The following is a 17,877-nucleotide window of genomic DNA, read 5'->3' as shown; positions in this document are numbered from 1 at the left end:
AGGGTCACCGCTCCCGTCGATATGGGTCCCTGTACGGCTCCATGGACTGGCGGACCTCGTCCCGGACTGGGTCCATGAGGGGTCCGGGGGCGTAGTAGCGGGCGCGTGCCTGTCCATGGGGGACGAGCCAGCCGCGGGCCACGAGCTCCCGGATATCGCGGATGGCTTGCTGGTCGCTGAGGTCGGCGTCCTGCTGGTAGACGGTGCGGCGGACCTTCGCGTCCGAGAACGCGGGCAGCAGGGCGTAGACGACCCGCTCGTCCATGCCAGCGGCCTCGACACCTTCGACCAGGCGGGTCCAGGCCCGCGACATGACATCGAAGCGGCGCTGGGCCTGCTGGGCCTGGCGGTGGTGGGCGGTCAGGCAGAACCGGATCCAGGGGCGGGTATCCCGCTCGGGGCTCCAGTGCGGTCCGCCGACCTCCTCCAGGATCTGGTAGTAGGCGTAGGTGTTCTGTCCCCGGCCGAGCCATTCCTCGATGGAGGAGAATTCGGGCGGCATCAGAGCCTCGCGGGAGAACACCAGAGTGGACAGGGCGCGAGACATGCGCCCGTTGCCGTCTTTCCACGGATGGATCTTGACGAGGTTGAGGTGGGCCATGGAGGCGCGGACGTGGACGGGTGCGTCGAGGTCGCCCCCGTTGAGCCAATCGATGAACTCCGTCATCAGGGCGGGGACGTCTGTCTGGTCCGGTGCGGTGTAGGCGGGGACCAAGGGGTCGTCGGGGCTGGTGACGTAGACGGGTCCGTCGCGCCAGCGGCCGGGGCGTTTGTCGAGGTGGTGGCCCTGGAGCATGAAGTGCAGGCCGTTGAGCAGGCCGGCGTCGTAGCGGAAGTCGTCTCCGGCATCGGCGAGGGCTTGGATGTAGGTCATGCCGCGCTGGTAGCCCTCCAATTCGGCACGAGTCTTCTCCCCGGTCTCCAGGGGTTCTTCACCCGACATGAGGGCTTCCACGTCATCGACCGTCGCCGCGTACCCCTCGATGGTGTTCGATCCGGCGATTGCACGGGCGGTGAGGTTGCGGCGCAGCTGACGGGTCCAGCGAGGGGTGGCGCGGAGCATGTGGCGCAGGGAGCGGCGCATGCTCTCGATCTCGTCGAGGGCTCGGCGGTCGTCGGCGTTCAGGGAGGGCGTTACGTACAGCATGACTTCATGACATGATAATTGTGTCACGGAGTCAACCTGGCGCTGATGTGAGTCTTTGCCCTGGCCTGCAGCTCCGTCGCTGCTGTGGCTTCTGGTTGTGGCGTGCAGCCTCCCCTTCTCCTGCGGTGCAGGTGGTGGATGCAGGTATTAGTCCGGCCGCCCCGGTCGTGAAGGTCTTGCCCATGAGCGGACCGGACGTGCATCCGGCCCCATCGGGTGCCGGAAGGGGCGCAGTGGGTCGACCTCGGTCCAGGGGGTGAGTGCAGCTGCCGGGTCGCCGCGTTCGGGGAGCCAGGCGGCGAGCCGCCGCCAGACCTCGCCGGCGTGGGCCGGGCGGTCGTTCGGTGCCTTTGAGAGGAGTTCGAGCACGAGGGTTTCCAGGTCCGAGGGGGTATCGGGACGCAGGTCGCGCAGAGGGATCGGCGGGTGGTCGAGGATCAGGCCGGGGATCATCAGTTCCGAGCGATGCTCGAAGACGGGTTCGCCGGTGAGCATCTTATGGAGCAGGCAGCCGAGCGCGTACAGGTCCGTGCGGTGGTCGACGGGTTTGCCCAGGATCTGTTCGGGTGCCATGCATTCCAGGCTGCCCGGCCGTTCGCCCGTAGTGGTCAGCTTGGCGGTGCCGGGTTCCAGGAAAGCGGCGACGCCGAAGTCGAGGACCTTGACCACGCCGTCGGTGCGGATGATGACGTTGCGGCCCTTGAGGTCGCGGTGGACCACGTCGCGAGCGTGTACGGAGCCGAGGACGGAGGCGATCTGCACCCCAACTGAAGCGGCTTCCTCGATGCTCAGTCGCTCCTGCTCGGCGATCCGGTCCTCAAGGTCGATGCCGGTCACGTACTGCATGACCAGAAAACGTGTGTCGCGTTCCTCGCCGAGGTCGTAGACGGTCGCGATACCCGTGTGGTCGAGGCGCGCGGCGGCGCGGGCCTCGCGTCGGAAGCGTTCGGCGTCCCGGGCGCGCTGGTCCTGAGTCAGGCCAGGGAGAGTGTTCATGGTCTTGAGTGCGACGTCGCGGCCGAGGTGTTCATCGTGGGCGAGCCAGACGACCCCCATCCCGCCGGAGCCGATCTCCCGCTTGATCCGGTAGCGCTTGGCGATCACAGGTCCGATGTCCATGTGCGGGGCGACTCCGTCCGCGTCCGTCTTCGAGGCTCGACGTGCCTGCGCAGGCGGGCGCGTCGGACAGAGTGTGGCATGGGTGCATCGTTTCGTGAGCCGACATCTTCGTGATAAATATTCATTGACTAAGTTCACAGTTGCATGTTGTGATGTGCGACGTACGATTCAGGGGAGTGTGGCGCACTGCGGCTGGCGGGTGGCTACCGTTGCTCCGTACCGCCTCGGGAACAAGTGGGGAATACGTGGACGTCTTCAAGGTGCACCAGCGGCTCATCCGGGACTACAAGGAGTACACATCCGGATCGGTGGTGATCGACGACGCCCGCATCGACGCCCAGGTGGCGAAGTCGCTCGCCGACGGAGACCAGTGGCCCGACCCTTATCTCTCCCTCAACCCGAGCTTCGCATCTGGTGGTTCGGTCGAGGATCTCGCGCGGCCGGGGGGGCTGCTGCACCCCGCGTGCGCGGACATCTTCCGTACGGGCAAGGACGAGCGGGGCGCCTCTGTCCGTCCGATCCGCTTCCACCAGCACCAGCTCGAGGCGATCAAGGCGGCCGGCTCCAGGGAGTCGTACGTCCTGACCACCGGTACCGGCTCCGGTAAGAGCCTCGGCTACATCGTGCCGATCGTCGATCGGGTGCTGCGCGAGAAGGAGGCCGGCGCCGCGCCCGGCATCAAGGCGATCATCGTCTACCCGATGAACGCCCTCGCCAATAGCCAGGAGCGTGAGCTGGCGAAGTTCCTCACCGCCGGATACGGCGAGGGTAACGAGCCGGTCACCTATGCCCGCTACACCGGTCAGGAGAGGGAGGACGAGAAGGAGGCCATCCGCGAGTCCAAGCCGGACATTCTGCTCACCAACTACGTGATGCTGGAGCTGATGCTCACCCGGCCCAAGGAGCGCGAGAAGCTCATCGGGGCTGCCAAGGGCCTGCGCTTCCTCGTCCTCGACGAGCTGCACACCTACCGGGGGCGGCAGGGCGCCGACGTCGCCGTGCTGGTGCGGCGCGTACGCGAGGCATGCGAGTCACCCAGCATGCAGTGCGTGGGCACGTCCGCGACGATGGCCACCGAGGGCACCCCCACCGCGCGCCGCAGCGAGGCGGCCCGTGTCGCCTCCAGTCTCTTCGACACGGAGATCTCCCCGAATAGGGTGATCGGTGAGACCCTAGTGCGGGCGACTGGCGACGCCGTGCCCACGCCATCCGAACTCTCCGCCCGGGTGAGGGAGAACAACCCTCCGGCTGAGTACGGGCGGCTGGCCGCCGATCCGCTGGCCCGCTGGATCGAGACCGCCTTTGGCCTGGTTGAGACAGAGGACGAGGACGGCAGCACGCTTCTGGTCCGTGCCGAACCGCTCACCGTGGAGGCCGCTGCGGTGCGTCTGCGCTCCGAGGCGTTCGGTATCGAGGAGGCCGACCCAGAGGAACGTTGGTACGCGGCGTGCGCTGAGGCCATTCGGGCCACCCTCCAGGCGGGAGTGGCCGCCCGCGGAGCTGAGGATAACCGCCCCCTGTTCGCCTTCAGGCTGCACCAGTTCCTGTCCAAGGGCGGGTCGGTCTACGTCTCCCTGGAGGGAGAGGCCGACCGCCACATCACCCGTACCTATCAGCAGCGCGTCCCGAACGCTCCTGAGAAGCTCCTGCTGCCGCTGTCCTTCTGCCGTGAATGTGGGCAGGAGTACCTGATGGTCGCCCGCGACGAGCGGGACGACGGTTCTGTCGCCTTTCGCACGCGCGAGGACGAGGACGAGGAGCAGGGGTATCTGTACATCTCGGCCGTCAACCCGTGGCCGGAGCAGGTCGGCGACGCCATCGAGCAGCGGCGCTTCCCCGACAGCTGGCTCACCTTCGACGAGCGCAAGGGCGCCCCGGTGCTCACCGCGAGCCGTAGGAAGCGGGCGCCGCAGCCAGTGTGGGTGCGCCCGGACGGCACCGGGGGGGGAAGGGCGAACGGTGGCATCTACGCGGCTTACCTGCCTGCTCCGTTCCTCTTCTGCCTGGAGTGCGGCGTCGGCTATGAGCAGGTCAAGGAGCGGGACTTCGCCAAGCTGATGACCCTCGACCAGGAGGGTCGCTCGACCGCAACCTCCGTCATCAGTGCCTCGATCGTGCGTCACCTCAAGAGTATTCCCGAGGGTGAACTCGGTAAGGATGCACGGAAGTTGCTGACCTTCGTCGACAACCGGCAGGACGCGAGTCTGCAGTCGGGCCACTTCAACGACTTCGTCATGGTCACGCAGCTGCGCGGTGCCCTGTACCGGGCGATGGTCGCCGCCGGTGACAAGGGTCTGCGCTGGAAGCGGCTCGGCGAGGACGTGGTGGCGGTGATGGGGCTCTCCCCGCACGAGTATGCGGCCAAGCCCACCGAGATCGAGGAGCTGGCCGAGAGCACGCTGGAGGCACTGTCTGCGGTCGCCGAGTACCGTCTCTTCCTCGACCTGGAACGCGGCTGGCGCGTCACCATGCCCAACCTGGAACAGACCGGGCTGCTTGGTCTGGAGTACGGGGGGCTCGACGCCATTGCCGGCGACGAGGACCGGTGGCGGGACACTGTAGGTCCGCTGTGCACGGCCACTCCCGAGGCACGCCACCGGCTGTCCAAGGTCCTCATGGACGAGCTGCGGCGCCAACGGGCCGTGGACACGCCCTACTTCACCGAGGCCAAGTTCGCCGAACTCCGCAAGGAGTCGGCGCGGCTCAACGACGCGTGGGGGATCGCCGACACGGAGGCAGCGCCGCCGCCGGCTAAGTTCGCCGTGGCCCGGCCCGGCCGTCCCGGCCGCACCGGGCGGGGCCGCAGCGAGCTGAACCTGACCGGCCGCACCGCGTTCGGCCGCCATGTCCGCAAGGACACCACCTTCCCCGACTGGGGACAGGGGCTCTCCCTCGACGAGGCCCAGGACGTCATCCGCGACCTGCTCCGTGTGCTGGCCGACGGCGGAGTCCTGACCGAGGTCTCCCAGGGGCGGGGCGAGGAGCCCGGCTACCGGATCAACCACACCGTCATCCGCTGGCACGCCCGCGACGACGACCACGGCGCCGTGGACCGCCTGCGCCGTACCTACCGTGACGAGCGCGGCCCCCGGGTCAACGCCTTCTTCAAGCGGCTCTACCAGGACATCGCCGCTACCTTCGCCGGTCTGCACGCCGCAGAGCACACTGCCCAGGTCCACCCCGACGTCCGCCAGGAGCGCGAGGACCTCTTCGGCGAGGGCACTCGGCTTCCACTCCTGTACTGCTCGCCGACGATGGAACTCGGCGTCGATATCAAGAACCTCAACGCCGTCAACCTGCGTAACGTGCCGCCGACCCCCGCCAACTACGCGCAGCGCTCCGGCCGCGCGGGCCGCAGCGGCCAGCCCGCGCTCGTGACCACGTACTGCGCGACCGGCAACAGCCACGACCAGTACTACTTCACCCGGCGCGAGCAGATGGTGGCCGGCCGGGTCGCCCCGCCCCGGCTGGACCTGGCCAACGAGGATCTGCTCGCCTCCCACGTGCACGCGATCTGGCTCGCCGAGACCCGGCTCGATCTCGGCACCAGTATGGCCCGGCTGATCGATGCCGACGGCGACCACCCCTCGCTGAGACTTGCGTCGTCGGTGGCCACGGCCATCGAGGAGCCCGCTGCCCGCCGCCGCGCCCTGGCACGCGCCCGTACCGTCCTGGACGGCTGTGGCGATCTGCTGCGCGCCACGTCCTGGTGGCACGCGCGGTGGCTTGAGCAGACGGTCGAGGCCGCGCCGGGCAGTTTCCGCAAGGCGTGCGGGCGCTGGAAGAACCTCTTCAGGCAAGCCCTCGAAGAGCGCGAGATCCAGCACCGCAACATTCTCAACCGCACTGCCACGGGCCGCTCCAAGGACCAGGCCAAGCGCCGCCGTGCGCAGGCCGAGAGTCAGCTCGCGCTGCTGCGCAACGATCAGGGCGGCGAGCGGACCGTGATGTCCGACTTCTTCCCGTACCGCTACTTCGCCTCTGAGGGCTTCCTGCCGGGCTACTCCTTCCCCAGGCTGCCGCTCGCCGCGTACATCCCGGGTACCGGCCGCACCAGCCGTGGCGGCTACGACGGCGACTACCTGCAGCGCTCCCGGTTCATCGCGATCCGCGAGTTCGGGCCCGGAGCACTCATCTACCACGAGGGCAGCCGCTACAAGGTGGACCGTGTGCAGCTGCCGCCGGACAGCGCGGGTGAGCTGACCACCGAGAGCGCGAAGGTGTGCGGGGCCTGCGGCTATCTGTCCCCGGAGGAGCAGCACGAGGACGTCTGCACGGGCTGCGGCAGCGGCCTCGGTGACGCGCGGACCGGTCTGCTGCATTTGCACACCGTCTTCACCCACCGCCGAGACCGGATCTCCTCCGACGAGGAGGAGCGCCAGCGCACCGGTTACAAGGTGGAGATTTCCTACCGCTTCAAGAAGCACGAGGACGGCCGCGACGGATCACTGCGTGCCATGGCACAGACCGCCTCCGGCCGCGCCCTCGCCGAGCTGGCCTACGGAGACAGCGCCACCATCCGGCTCACCAACCTCGGCTACCGTCGTTCCGTCGCCAAGGGCGAGATCGGCTTCTGGATGGACCCGGTGACGGGGGAGTGGCTCGCGGGCGGCGCGGCCAAGAAGGGTGGCAGGGAGACTCCCCAGGAGCAGGAAGGACTCGCGGACGCTGAGAAGGCCCACCGCAAGATGCCGGTGATCCCGTACGTGCAGGACACCCGGAACATTCTCGTCCTCCACTTGGCCGAGCCGGTCGACCGGGACACCGCCGTCACCCTTCAGTACGCCCTTGAGCGGGGCATCGAGGCCGAGTTCCAGTTGGAGGACTCCGAACTTGACACCGAGGAGCTGCCGCCGCACGACGGGCCGCGTGAACGCCTCCTGCTCATCGAGAGCGCGGAGGGCGGCGCGGGTGTGCTGCGGCGTCTGCAGGCCGAGCCCGGAGCTCTGGCCCACGCCGCGCGCAAGGCGCTGGAGATCGCCCACTTCGATCAACTGGGGCGTGACCGTGGCGACGAGAAGACCAACGGCGACCCATGTGAGAAGGGTTGCTACGACTGTCTGCTTTCCTTCGCCAACCAGCGTCACCACCGTGTTATCGACCGGCAGCTCGTGCGCGATCTGCTCCAGGCGTTCGCGGACGGCAGCGTCGGTGAGTCCACCCCGGGCCGTTCGCGCGACGAGCACGCCGACGTGCTGCGGCAGGGCGCCGACTCCACCCTGGAGGAGCGTTTCGTCGAGTACCTGAGGTCGCACGGCCACCGACTCCCGGACCACCAGCAGATCAAGGTGCGCGAGGCGCTGTCCAAGCCGGACTTCGTGTACGACACCGGGTTCGGCCCGATCGCGGTGTTCGTCGACGGCCCGCACCACGACCACGACGACATCGTGCTGCGCGACGAGGAGGCGGAGGAACGGCTGAAGGACTTCGGCTGGGAAGTGGTCCGCATCCGCTACGACGACGACTGGTCCAAGAAGGTTGCCGAGTACCCTCAGGTGTTCGGCGAACCCCGCCGCTGACCTGCGACCGGACGCCTCGCCCAGCAGCGTCGGCCGATGGCCGCTTCCTCCCCGTCCTGTACGTACGTCAAGCACGCCCGCACCCACCCGGAAGGCCCGTATGACCACCGCCGCCGCGCCGGCCCCGAAGTACGCCGTCGGCTCTCTCGTCCATGCCCGGGGCCGTGAATGGGTGGTGCTGCCGAACTCCACCGAGGAGCTCCTAGTGCTGCGCCCGCTGGGCGGCGCCGATGTCGACATCGCAGGGGTGCTGCCGGGCCTGGAGACCGTGGTGCCTGCCACGTTCGCCCCGCCCACGCCCGGTGACCTCGGCGACCAGCACACCGCCGGTCTGCTGCGCACCGCCCTCCGGATCGGGTTCCGGGCAGGGGCGGGCCCCTTCCGGTCGCTCGCCTCGATCGCCGTGGACCCACGCCCGTACCAGCTGGTGCCGCTGATGATGGCGCTGCGCCAGGACACGGTGCGGCTGCTGATCGCCGACGACGTGGGCATCGGCAAGACCGTCGAGGCTGGCCTCATTGCAGCAGAACTGCTTGCCCAGGGCGATGCCCGCGGCCTGGTCGTGCTGTGCTCCCCGGCACTTGCCGAACAGTGGCGGGCCGAGCTGCGCGGCAAGTTCGGTATCGACGCGCGGCTAGTACTGCCCGCAACGATTGGCCGCCTTGAGCGCGAGACGCCGTACGGGCATTCGGTGTTCCGCCCCGACGGCGCCTACGTGGTCTCCACAGACTTCATTAAGTCGCCCCGCTACCGCGAGGACTTCTTGAACAACTGCCCCGACTTGGTGATCGTCGACGAGGCGCACACCTGCGTCGCGGACTCCACGGCGCAGGTCTCGGCACGCACGTCGCAGCAGCGCTACGGACTGTTGCGTGCGCTCGCCGACGTCCCCGATCGCCACCTCCTGCTGGTCACCGCGACCCCGCACAGCGGCAAGGAGGAGCCCTTCCGAAGGCTGCTCGGGCTGCTTGATGCCCGCCTCGCCACCGTTGGCTTCGAATCCCGCGCGGGCCGTGAGCTGCTCGCCCAGTTCTTCGTGCAGCGCCGCCGCGCCGACATTCGTGAGGACTTCCAGGACGGCGCACACTTCCCCTCCAGCCGGGACACCGCCGAGGTCTCTTACACCCTGCACCGCGACTACCGCGCCCTGCTCGCCGAGGTCCTCGCATACGCCCGGGAGACGGTGCGCTCCGCCGACGGCGCGTTGCAGCAGCGGCAGCGCTGGTGGTCGACCCTGGCGCTGCTGCGCACCCTTTCCTCCTCGCCCGCCGCCGCTGTACGGTCGCTGAACACCAGGGCCGGTGTCCAGGAGGCGGACAGCCCTGACGAGGTGGACCGTACCGGGCAGGTGACCGTCTCGGACCCGGCGGACACCGACAGCGTCCAGTCCGCGGACGAGGTACCGGGCAGTCTGCTGCCCACCGCCACGTCCACGACCGAAGAGACCGGCTCCGACGATCTCGACGCCGAGGAGAAGGCCCGTCTAGTCGCCATGGCCGATGCCGCGGGCAAACTCGCCGGTCCCACCCGCGACACCAAGCTGAAGAAGCTGGTGGCGACGGTGACCGACCTCCTCGATTCCGGATACCGACCGATCGTGTTCTGCCGATACATCGCCACGTCCGACTACGTCGCCGACCACCTGAAGAAGGTGCTCAACAAGAGAGGCACCCAACACCCGGTAGCGGTGGCCTCCGTCACTGGCGAACTCTCGCCCGACATGCGCCTGAACCGCATCGCCGAACTCACCGGCGCGGACGAGCACGGAGAGCCTGCCCCCGAGCGGCGGGTCCTGGTGGCCACCGACTGCCTGTCCGAGGGCGTCAACCTCCAGGAGTCTTTCGACGCTGTCATCCACTATGACCTGGCCTGGAACCCGACCCGCCACGAGCAGCGCGAGGGTCGCGTCGACCGCTTCGGGCAGCGTACCGACACAGTGAAGGCGCTGACCCTGTACGGGGCGGATAACCCGGTCGACGACATCGTCCTGAAGGTGCTGCTGCGCAAGCATGAGCGCATTCGCCGCGCCATCGGCATCTCCGTCCCCGTGCCGCAGCAGGCGGAGAGCGCCATGCAAGCGGTATTCGAAGAGCTGATCCTGCGCAGCGACACCCCTTCCTTCGAGCAGGAGGGACTGTTTGAGCGAGAACAGCTGCCCGCCGCTGAGCAGTTGGAGCTCGCCTGGGAGTCCTCCGCTGAGCGCGAGAAGGCTTCCCGGTCCCTCTACGCCCAGAACCGGATCAAGAAGGAGGACGTGGCCACCGAGGTCGCCGAGATCCGTGCCGCACTCGGCACCGGCGAGGAGGTCAGGGAGTTCACCCGCCGCGCGCTCGGCGCACTGCGCGGGGTGCCCGCAGACCGTAAGCAGGGCGGATTCACCGCCCACACCGACGCGCTTCCACAGGGCCTGCGCGATGCCGTGACCGCGGCGCTCGGCCCCCGCCATCCGCGCCCGGTCGTCTTCCACGACGCGCCGAGCGCTCCGCGCGGCGAGGTGGCGCTGACCCGCACCGACCCGGTGGTGGCCGCGACGGCCCGCTTCGTTCTGGACACCGCCCTGGACGAGAAGTTCCCGGCCTGGCAGCGTCCGGCCCGCCGCTGCGGCGTGATCCGTACGAACGCCGTGGGACGGCCCACCACCATGCTTCTCGTACGCCACCGCTTCCAGCTCAGTTTGCCCACCCGCGACGGCGAAATCCGCCCCCAACTCGCCGAGGAGGCACGGGTGGTGGCCTTTCAGGGCAGGCCCGAAGCCCCGCAGTGGCTGCCGGACGAGGAGGCGCTGGCCCTCCTGGACGCCCGTGCCACCGGAAACTCCGACCCGGGCTTCGCCACCGACCACATCGCGTCGATCCTTGCCGCCTTGGACACCGGTCTCATGGACGAACTGCGACTGCGCTCCGAGGCGGCCGCGACGGAGCTGGAAGCCTCGCACCACCGGGTCCGCACCGCGGCTCGGGCCCGTCTCGCCGGCCTGAAGGCCGTCCCGCAGGGCGATCCGGACGTCCTCGGTGTCTTCCTCTACCGGCCAGCCGCCACGATCCAGCTGGGAGCCGACGCGTGAGCACCGCGAGAACCCTGGTCACCGACACCGTCGCCACCGTCGGCGGGCTGCTGCCCTACGACCTTCTCGTCCGTATCAAGGAGGGCAAGGAGCAGTCCGGCTCGAAGCCCGCCGACTACCGGCTGTTCGCCAAGGGCGAGTCCGTACGGGACGCCGCCGAGCGCTCCTGGGGATATCTCTGCGGCGTCTGGGCCGCCTACCAGGACGCTCTCGCCCGCGACGGAGCGGACGACGACACCGGTGTGCACGCGGTGGGGCTCACCACCGAACGCTGGCTGCTGCCCCTGTTCGAGCAGCTCGGCTTCGGCGCACTGTCCGCTGTGCCGGAGCCCGGCCTGCCCGCCCACGACGACACCAAGGACTTCCCGGTCAGTCACGCGTGGGCGCACGTGCCCGTGCACCTCACCGGCTGGAACGTCCCGCTGGACGTCCGCACCCCGCACGTGGCGCCGCAGGCCCCGCAGTCCATGGTGCAGGAGTACCTGAACCGCTCAGGTGACAAGGCTCTGTGGGGTGTCCTGTCCAACGGCCGCCAGCTGCGGCTGCTGCGCGAGTCCGCATCACTGACCGGTGCTGCGTTCATCGAGTTCGACCTCCAGGCGATTTTCGAGGGCAAGCGGTCCGACGACTTCGTCCTCCTGTGGCGCCTGCTGCACCGCACCCGCTTCGAGGGTGCCCCCGCCGCCTCCTGCCTGCTGGAGAAGTGGCGCACCGAGGCCATCGACTCCGGCACCCGCGCTCTCAAGGAGCTCCGCAAGGGCGTCGAGAAAGCCCTCACGGTGATCGGCGGCGGACTTATTGCCCACCCCGACAACGCGGAGCTGCGCGAGGCCCTGCACGCCCGCACGCTCACCGTCCGCGACCTGCATCCCGCCCTGCTGCGCCTCGTCTATCGGCTCCTCTTCCTCTTTGTCACCGAGGACCGCGGCCTGCTTCTGCACCCCGACGCGGACAAGGCCGCACGTGACCGCTACGAGAAGTACTTCTCCACCAGCCGCCTGCGCCGCCTCGCCCGCCGCACCGGCAGCCCTCACGGCGACCAGTGGGAGGCTCTCACCCTCGTCATCAAGGGCCTCGGCGAGCCCGGCGGGCGCCCCGAACTGGGTCTGCCCGCCCTCGGCGGCCTCTTCGAACCCACTACTGTGGACGAGCGGCTGGACGGTCTCGCCCTCACCAACGAGTCACTGTACGAGGCGGTGCGAGCCCTCGCCGTGATCTTCGACGCCAAGCTCGGTCGGCCCCGCAAGGTCGACTACCGGCACCTTGGCGCGGACGAACTCGGCTCGGTCTACGAGTCGCTCCTCGAACTCGAACCCCGCCAGGAAGAGGACGGCTCGTACGTTCTGGCGAAGCTGGACGGCAACGATCGCAAGACCTCAGGCTCGTACTACACACCCTCGCCCCTGATCGACTGCCTCCTGGACTCCACCCTCGACCCGGTCATCGAGCGGGCTGTACGCTCTGGCACGACGAAGCAGGAACGGAAGGCGGCGCTGCTCGCCCTGACCGTGTGCGACCCGGCCTGCGGAAGTGGCCACTTCCTGGTCGCGGCGGCCCGCCGCGTGGCCCGCCGGCTCGCCGAGATCGATACCGACGACCCAGAGCCGACCGCCGAGGCCGTACGGGACGCCCTACGCGAGGTCATCAGCCGCTGCGTGTACGGCGTCGATCTCAACCCGATGGCCGTGGAGCTGGCCAAGGTCTCCCTGTGGATTGAGGCCATGAAACCTGGCCGCCCGCTCACCTTCCTCGACGCGCACATCAAGCACGGCAACGGCCTGCTCGGCACGACACCGAAGCTCCTCGCGTCCGGTCTGCCCGACGAGGCGTTCAAGGTCCTGGAGGGCGACGAGTCCAAGGCAGTCAGGAACCTGAAGTCTCGCAACGCGAGCGAGCGCGAGCGGTGGCTGGCGGCGGTCCGTAAGGGCGTGGACCAGGGAGCTCTGTTCTCCAGGGAGTACGCCATCGCTGTGTCCAACGCACCTTTCGTTAAAGCCACCTCCGCGATCACAGATGCCCGGTCGATGGAACTAGAGGACGTTCAGGACCAGATTCGCGCTTACCACGAACTGACGACGTCCAAGGACTACATCAGGGCTCGCAGACTTGCCGACGCCTGGTGTGCGGCGTTCGTGTGGACGAAGGTCGAGACTGCTTCGCCGCCCGCCCTTACGACCGACTCCCTCCTCGCCCTGCACTCCGCCGAGGGCGACACGGACGCCAAGGTCGACACCGACGCGCACCTGCCCGGCGGCACCGCGCGCACCGTGCGGGAGCTGCGCCAGGAGTACCACTTTTTCCACTGGCATCTTGAGTTCCCGGAGGTGTTCCGGGTGCCGGCCGACCCGACGGCGCCGGACGTGGACGAGCGGACCGGGTGGAAGGGTGGGTTCAGCTGTGTGCTGGGGAACCCTCCGTGGGAGCGAGTCAAGCTCCAGGAGCAGGAGTTCTTCGCCACCCGTGACGCCTCGGTCGCGAAAGCCGCGAACAAGGCCGCCCGCGAGCGCCGGATCGCAGCGCTGGCCACCAGCGAAGAGGAGGCCGACCGGTCGCTGCACGCCGAGTTCATCGCGGCGCGCCGCCTCTCCGAGGGCGTCAGCCACCTGCTGCGCGACTCGGGCCGCTTCCCGCTGGCCGGGCGCGGCGACGTCAACACGTATGCGGTTTTCGCCGAGGCCGCCTCGCTCGGCATCGCTCCCGAGGGGCGCTTCGGCCTCGTCCTGCCGACCGGCATCGCCACCGACGCGACGACCGCGCCCTTCTTCTCCAACCTGGTGCGCAGCTCACGGCTCGCATCGTTCCTGGACTTCGAGAACGAGGCGTTCATCCTCAGCCGGGACGTGGACCATCGGGTCCGCTTCTCGCTGCTGACCGTCACCGGTCGGGGTGAGCGGGTGAATTCCGCGTCCTTCGCCTTCGGCACCCGCTACATGGCGGACCTCGACGAGCGGCGCTTCGCGATGCCGCCCGAGGAGATCCTCTTGGTCAACCCCAACACTGGCACGCTGCCGGTGTTCCGTACCCGCAGGGACGCGGAGATCACACTGGGGATCTACCGCCGGGTTCCGGTCCTCAGGAGGGAGCCGGGCGCGGACGGCAGGGGCGGTACGGACCCGTGGGGCCTGACCTTCATGCGCATGTTCGACATGTCCAACGACTCGCACCTGTTCCGTGGCAGGGCGGAACTGGAGGGCGAGGGCTGGAAGCTGAAGGGCAACATCTTCACGCACCCATCCGACGGGCACCGCTATCTGCCGCTGTACGAGGCGAAGATGCTGCACCACTTCGACCACCGGCTTGGCACGTACGAGAGGCAGACGCAAGCGCAGGCGAACGTGGGGACGCTGCCGAGGGCCACGGCGGAGCAGCATGATGATCCGGAGTTCGCGCCAATGCCCCGGTACTGGGTGCCGGAGTTCGACGTGGACTCGGGGAAGCGGGACAACAAGGGCAACCGGATCATGTGGCCGGGGGTGGCCTCGCGGCTCGCGGAGCGGGAATGGGAGAACGGGTGGTTGATGGGGTGGAGGGATGTTGCCCGCTCCACAGACACCAGGACGGTGATCAGCACGTCTCTTCCCGCATACGGCGTGGGTCACAAGTTTCCGCTGATGTTCGTCCGAGTCGGGGCGGCGGCCTTGAGCGGCATTCTGGCGTCGTACGTCTTCGACTACGTGGCACGGCAGAAAGTTGCCGGAACATCAATGACCTACGGCTACGTGATGCAGTTCCCTGTTCTGGCGCGGGAGGCTGCCTTGCCGTTTACTACAGCGGAGGAGGGGAGCTTCGCGGACTGGATCACCCCTCGTGTGCTGGAGCTGTCATACACGTCCAGGGACATGGCGCCCTTCGCCAGGAGTCACGGGGATGGAGGAGCCCCCTTCCGCTGGAAAGCGGACCGTCGTGAACTGCTGCGTGCCGAGCTGGACGCCGCCCTATTCCACGCATACGGGCTCAACCGCGATGACGTGGAATACGTGATGGAGACGTTTTCCACGGTCAAGAAGAGGGAGGAGGCCCTAGGCGGCACCTACCGCACCAAGGACCTCATCCTCGACCTCTACGACCGCATGGCGGAGGCCCGCGAAGCCGGTCGCGCGTACCGGACCGTTCTGGACCCGCCACCGGGCAAGGGTCCCCGCCACGAGGGCTGAACCAGGAAGTTGCTGACGGAGTCGGTCAGTTGAAGCGGCTCCATCCGGCCTCACGGCGTGCTCTCCGTACGCCACGCTGCCGAGGACCTGTTGGCGACGCACCTGTCGCCGGGCAGGACTCCCGAGAAGGCGGCCTGATCACCACGGCCACCGTGTTCATCGCCTAACTGACAGCGAACGCGGCCCTGCACGGCCGGGTACGCGGCCAGTAAACCCGCCTCGCCGTCCGCCTGGACGCGTGCGGAAGGCGCGCCGAGGTCACCGACGCCCGCGGCCTACTCCTCGCCGGTGACTGAGGTGTACGCCCGCACCACCCCGGTGGCAAGACGGTGTGGGCCGTGTGCCGCCGGTGAGCCGGTGGTCGCGGACCGTTCAGGCACGGGCGAGCTCGCTCAGCGAGTCGCGCAGGGCCGCACCACCGTCCGGTGCGGCTACCAGTACCTTCCGCAGGCTGTCTTTCGTCAAGTACCGGTAGCTTTGCGGTGGATGAAACGGCCCGGCAGCTCGCAGGGACGCCAGTGGCACCGGAGCATCGAAGGCCACGGGTGCTTCCAGCGAGAGCCCGCTCGCCTGGATCGCCCCGCTCATGTACTCGTCATACTCGCGTCGACTGATTCCGGCCTTCGTCCGACTGGCGGTCCAGACCTCGCGGGGAGAGGCCACCCGGACCGAGGCGATGCGCGCGAGGCCCACGATGGCCATGGTGGGGGCGGTCGCGTAGAGCAGGACCGGAGTTCCGGGCGGGGCGGCGACGCGCTGGCGGCGGACCTCCACCGTCTTCGTCCCGGCCAGGATCGCCGTGGCGAACCGGGGGTGGACGGACAGCAGCATCGTGCGCTCCGGATCGTTCACGGTGTTCGGTGCCCCTCTTCATAAACAGCCTGGAACAGCGCGTTGCTGATCTTCGACAGTGACGTCAGCGGCAACGGTAGCCGCAGCTTCCCGGCCAATGTGGTCAACCGGGTATGCGTCACATGTGCGGGAAAGAGCTCCGTGTCGGAGAACCTCAAGGCCATGGCCTTTCCCGAGCTGTCGGCTGTCGCGCGCACGTCGGCACGACCATATACGCCCAGGTGTTCGAATTTCGAGAAGAGGGTGTCGGGCTCGTCGACGATCACTTCGTCCAGGCGCGAGCAGCCGATCACCATCTTCCCCTGCTGCCTGGAGCCGCCCCCGCTGACGTACCAGAGGATCCGGGCGGGGACTGACTCCCCTCGGCCCCCTGGTGACCGGTAGTAGACGTGCTCGCGGCTGATGCCGAGCACGTCAGCCCGGGGAACGAGCATGGCCGGAACGTCGAACAGCTCCGTCGACCAACGCGGTCTGATGGGGGCGATGAAGGACGGCAGTGCCGAATCGATGAGCTTCACCGGCCACCACACCCGCTCGGCCACGCTCGCGATCTCCGGCGGCACCCGAGGATCCAGGGCAGGCATCACGCGCCCCAGGCGATTTCCGATCTCGGCGGCCGCCGCGGATACGGCGGCTGCGGGGCCGCACACATCGACGAGGACCGCAGTGAAGCCGCTCTCGTCGGCGATGAAGCCGTCGCTGCCAGCCGCGGCCTTGGCGGCCGCGGACATGTACGGATCCGCGATGCGGACCGCCTGTGCGCCTCTCTCCCGGGCGAGCTTCTTCAGCATGAAGAGCAATTGCCTCGCGAGTGTCTCCTCTAGAGGGTGCGAGGCCGTACGCAGGAAGGCGACGTTGAGTGTGCGGCCGTCCATCGCCCAGACGTTCAGAGCTACGGGGTGTCCCGCTCCGTCCCGCAGCAGTTCCCTGTGCCACAGCACACCGTCCCTGGCGAGGGATCTCAATCGCTCCGCGAAGGCGGAACCCCTTTCGCCGTCGGCTTGGTCGAAGAAGGCGACCAGCTCGCCTTCGGTGCCGGGTGTGACCGCCTCGGCGGAGAAGGCGGTACCCATGAGATCGGCCGGCCGGTACACCTGGGCCTGGTGCAGTTCGTCGACATGCAGGGTGACCACTGCGGGGGAGACGACCTTGACGCGCGCTACGCCCCAAGCGACATCAGCCAGGGCGGCGAGTCCGGGATCGCGAGTCACCAGTACCTGAAGGCCGGCGCAGGACGTCTCGGCCACATACTGCAGGCGGGCGCGCTGCCCAGCGGTGAGTGGTGCGTCGGGCGACTCTATTCCTCGTGTACCTGTCGCCTAGGGCGATGACCGGGGCCATCAGCTCCGACTCCTCCCCGGACACCGGCAGCACCTCGATCGCCATGTTCCCCCTCCGTGGTCACTTGTCCGGCCGGACAACGTCCCGAGTGAATCTTGCCAAGCGAAGCCAGCTACAGACCATGGATTGATCAAATGAGGCCGCACCCAATATGCATCATTGTAAACTCAGTCAATGCTTCATTTTGGGGCGGGGCTTGGCGAAGGAGGGCGAGGCGTGTATGCCGCAGATCGCGATCACCAACTCCTTCTGAGAGGGTGTGGACCGGCTCGACAAGCCGTCTCGCGCCCGCGTTCATGAGGCGATGGGGAAGTCCCAGTAGCTGCCGGGCACCGGTGCCGGGCTGCCCGTGGTGCGGGTCAAGGACAGGCGGTCCGATGATGTGGCCGGGGTGTGGGTGTCGAGCCTGTGCGGCATGAAGGGTCTTGAGTTCGGCTGCGTGGTCGTGGCAGGGGTGACCGCGTCGGCGTTCCCTTTCGCGGCGGCGGTGACATCCGCCGACGTCGACCCGTTGCAGAACGCGACCGATCTTGCGGCCGAAAGGTGCCTGCTGTTCGTCGCGAGCACCCGGGCGAGAGAGGCGTTGTACATGTCGTACAGCGGTCGGCCGGGCAACTTCCTCGACGGCGTGAGACAGCAGGAAGAGCGACGCCCCATTGCCCTGTGAACTCTGTCAATGCT

At 68.3% G+C, this 17,877-nt stretch carries 8 protein-coding genes; 4 read left to right on the top strand and 4 right to left on the bottom strand.

Translation table 11 applies throughout. The features are described from left to right. Positions 1-4: 4 nt before the first annotated feature. Positions 5-1,147, bottom strand: a complete 1,143-nt coding sequence (locus tag E6P78_RS02360) for a Fic family protein (RefSeq protein WP_168712540.1) — start codon at positions 1,145-1,147, stop codon at positions 5-7. A 147-nt stretch (positions 1,148-1,294) separates the two neighbouring features. After that, positions 1,295-2,266 (bottom strand): serine/threonine-protein kinase, encoded by a 972-nt coding sequence (locus E6P78_RS02355; RefSeq protein ID WP_136201804.1) that lies wholly within the window; start codon positions 2,264-2,266, stop codon positions 1,295-1,297. A 245-nt stretch (positions 2,267-2,511) separates the two neighbouring features. Between E6P78_RS02355 and E6P78_RS02350 the strand changes: the two genes are divergently transcribed. The 3 genes from E6P78_RS02350 (at position 2,512) to E6P78_RS02340 (ending at position 15,003) form a co-directional block, all read left to right on the top strand. Then, positions 2,512-7,785, top strand: coding sequence for a DEAD/DEAH box helicase (locus tag E6P78_RS02350; RefSeq protein ID WP_136201803.1), 5,274 nt, complete (start codon positions 2,512-2,514; stop codon positions 7,783-7,785). Positions 7,786-7,885: 100 nt separating this feature from the next. Then, positions 7,886-10,849, top strand: coding sequence for a helicase-related protein (locus E6P78_RS02345; RefSeq protein WP_136201802.1), 2,964 nt, complete (start codon positions 7,886-7,888; stop codon positions 10,847-10,849). Further along, complete coding sequence (locus tag E6P78_RS02340; protein ID WP_136201801.1) at positions 10,846-15,003, top strand: DNA methyltransferase; 4,158 nt, start codon at positions 10,846-10,848, stop codon at positions 15,001-15,003. The genes E6P78_RS02345 and E6P78_RS02340 overlap by 4 nt, the downstream gene beginning before the upstream one ends. Before the next feature lie 372 nt (positions 15,004-15,375). Here E6P78_RS02340 and E6P78_RS02335 read toward each other — a convergent pair whose 3' ends face one another. After that, positions 15,376-15,855, bottom strand: a complete 480-nt coding sequence (locus E6P78_RS02335; RefSeq protein ID WP_240799012.1) for an ASCH domain-containing protein — start codon at positions 15,853-15,855, stop codon at positions 15,376-15,378. Then, positions 15,852-17,102, bottom strand: coding sequence for an N-acetyltransferase (locus E6P78_RS02330; protein ID WP_206307701.1), 1,251 nt, complete (start codon positions 17,100-17,102; stop codon positions 15,852-15,854). Before E6P78_RS02330 ends, E6P78_RS02335 begins: the two co-directional genes overlap by 4 nt. 443 nt (positions 17,103-17,545) lie before the next feature. Here E6P78_RS02330 and E6P78_RS02325 point away from each other — a divergent pair, with 443 nt between their 5' ends. Then, a complete protein-coding gene (locus E6P78_RS02325) occupies positions 17,546-17,863 on the top strand; it encodes a 3'-5' exonuclease (RefSeq protein WP_240799011.1) in 318 nt (105 codons plus the stop codon). The last annotated feature ends 14 nt before the right edge of the window (positions 17,864-17,877 follow it).

The organism is Streptomyces sp. A0958 (assembly GCF_004795035.1).
In the GTDB taxonomy this organism is placed as follows: Bacteria; Actinomycetota; Actinomycetes; order Streptomycetales; family Streptomycetaceae; genus Streptomyces.
The sequence above is the reverse complement of the archived record's forward strand: the minus strand, read 5'-3'. Positions and strand labels throughout refer to the sequence as shown.

What these genes read in the sequence shown, in the direction of transcription:
- E6P78_RS02360 (WP_168712540.1), bottom strand. Translation starts at nt 1,147, where the DNA reads ATGCTGTACGTAACGCCCTCCCTGAACGCCGACGACCGCCGAGCCCTC.
- E6P78_RS02355 (WP_136201804.1), bottom strand. Translation starts at nt 2,266, where the DNA reads ATGGACATCGGACCTGTGATCGCCAAGCGCTACCGGATCAAGCGGGAG.
- E6P78_RS02345 (WP_136201802.1), top strand. Translation starts at nt 7,886, where the DNA reads ATGACCACCGCCGCCGCGCCGGCCCCGAAGTACGCCGTCGGCTCTCTC.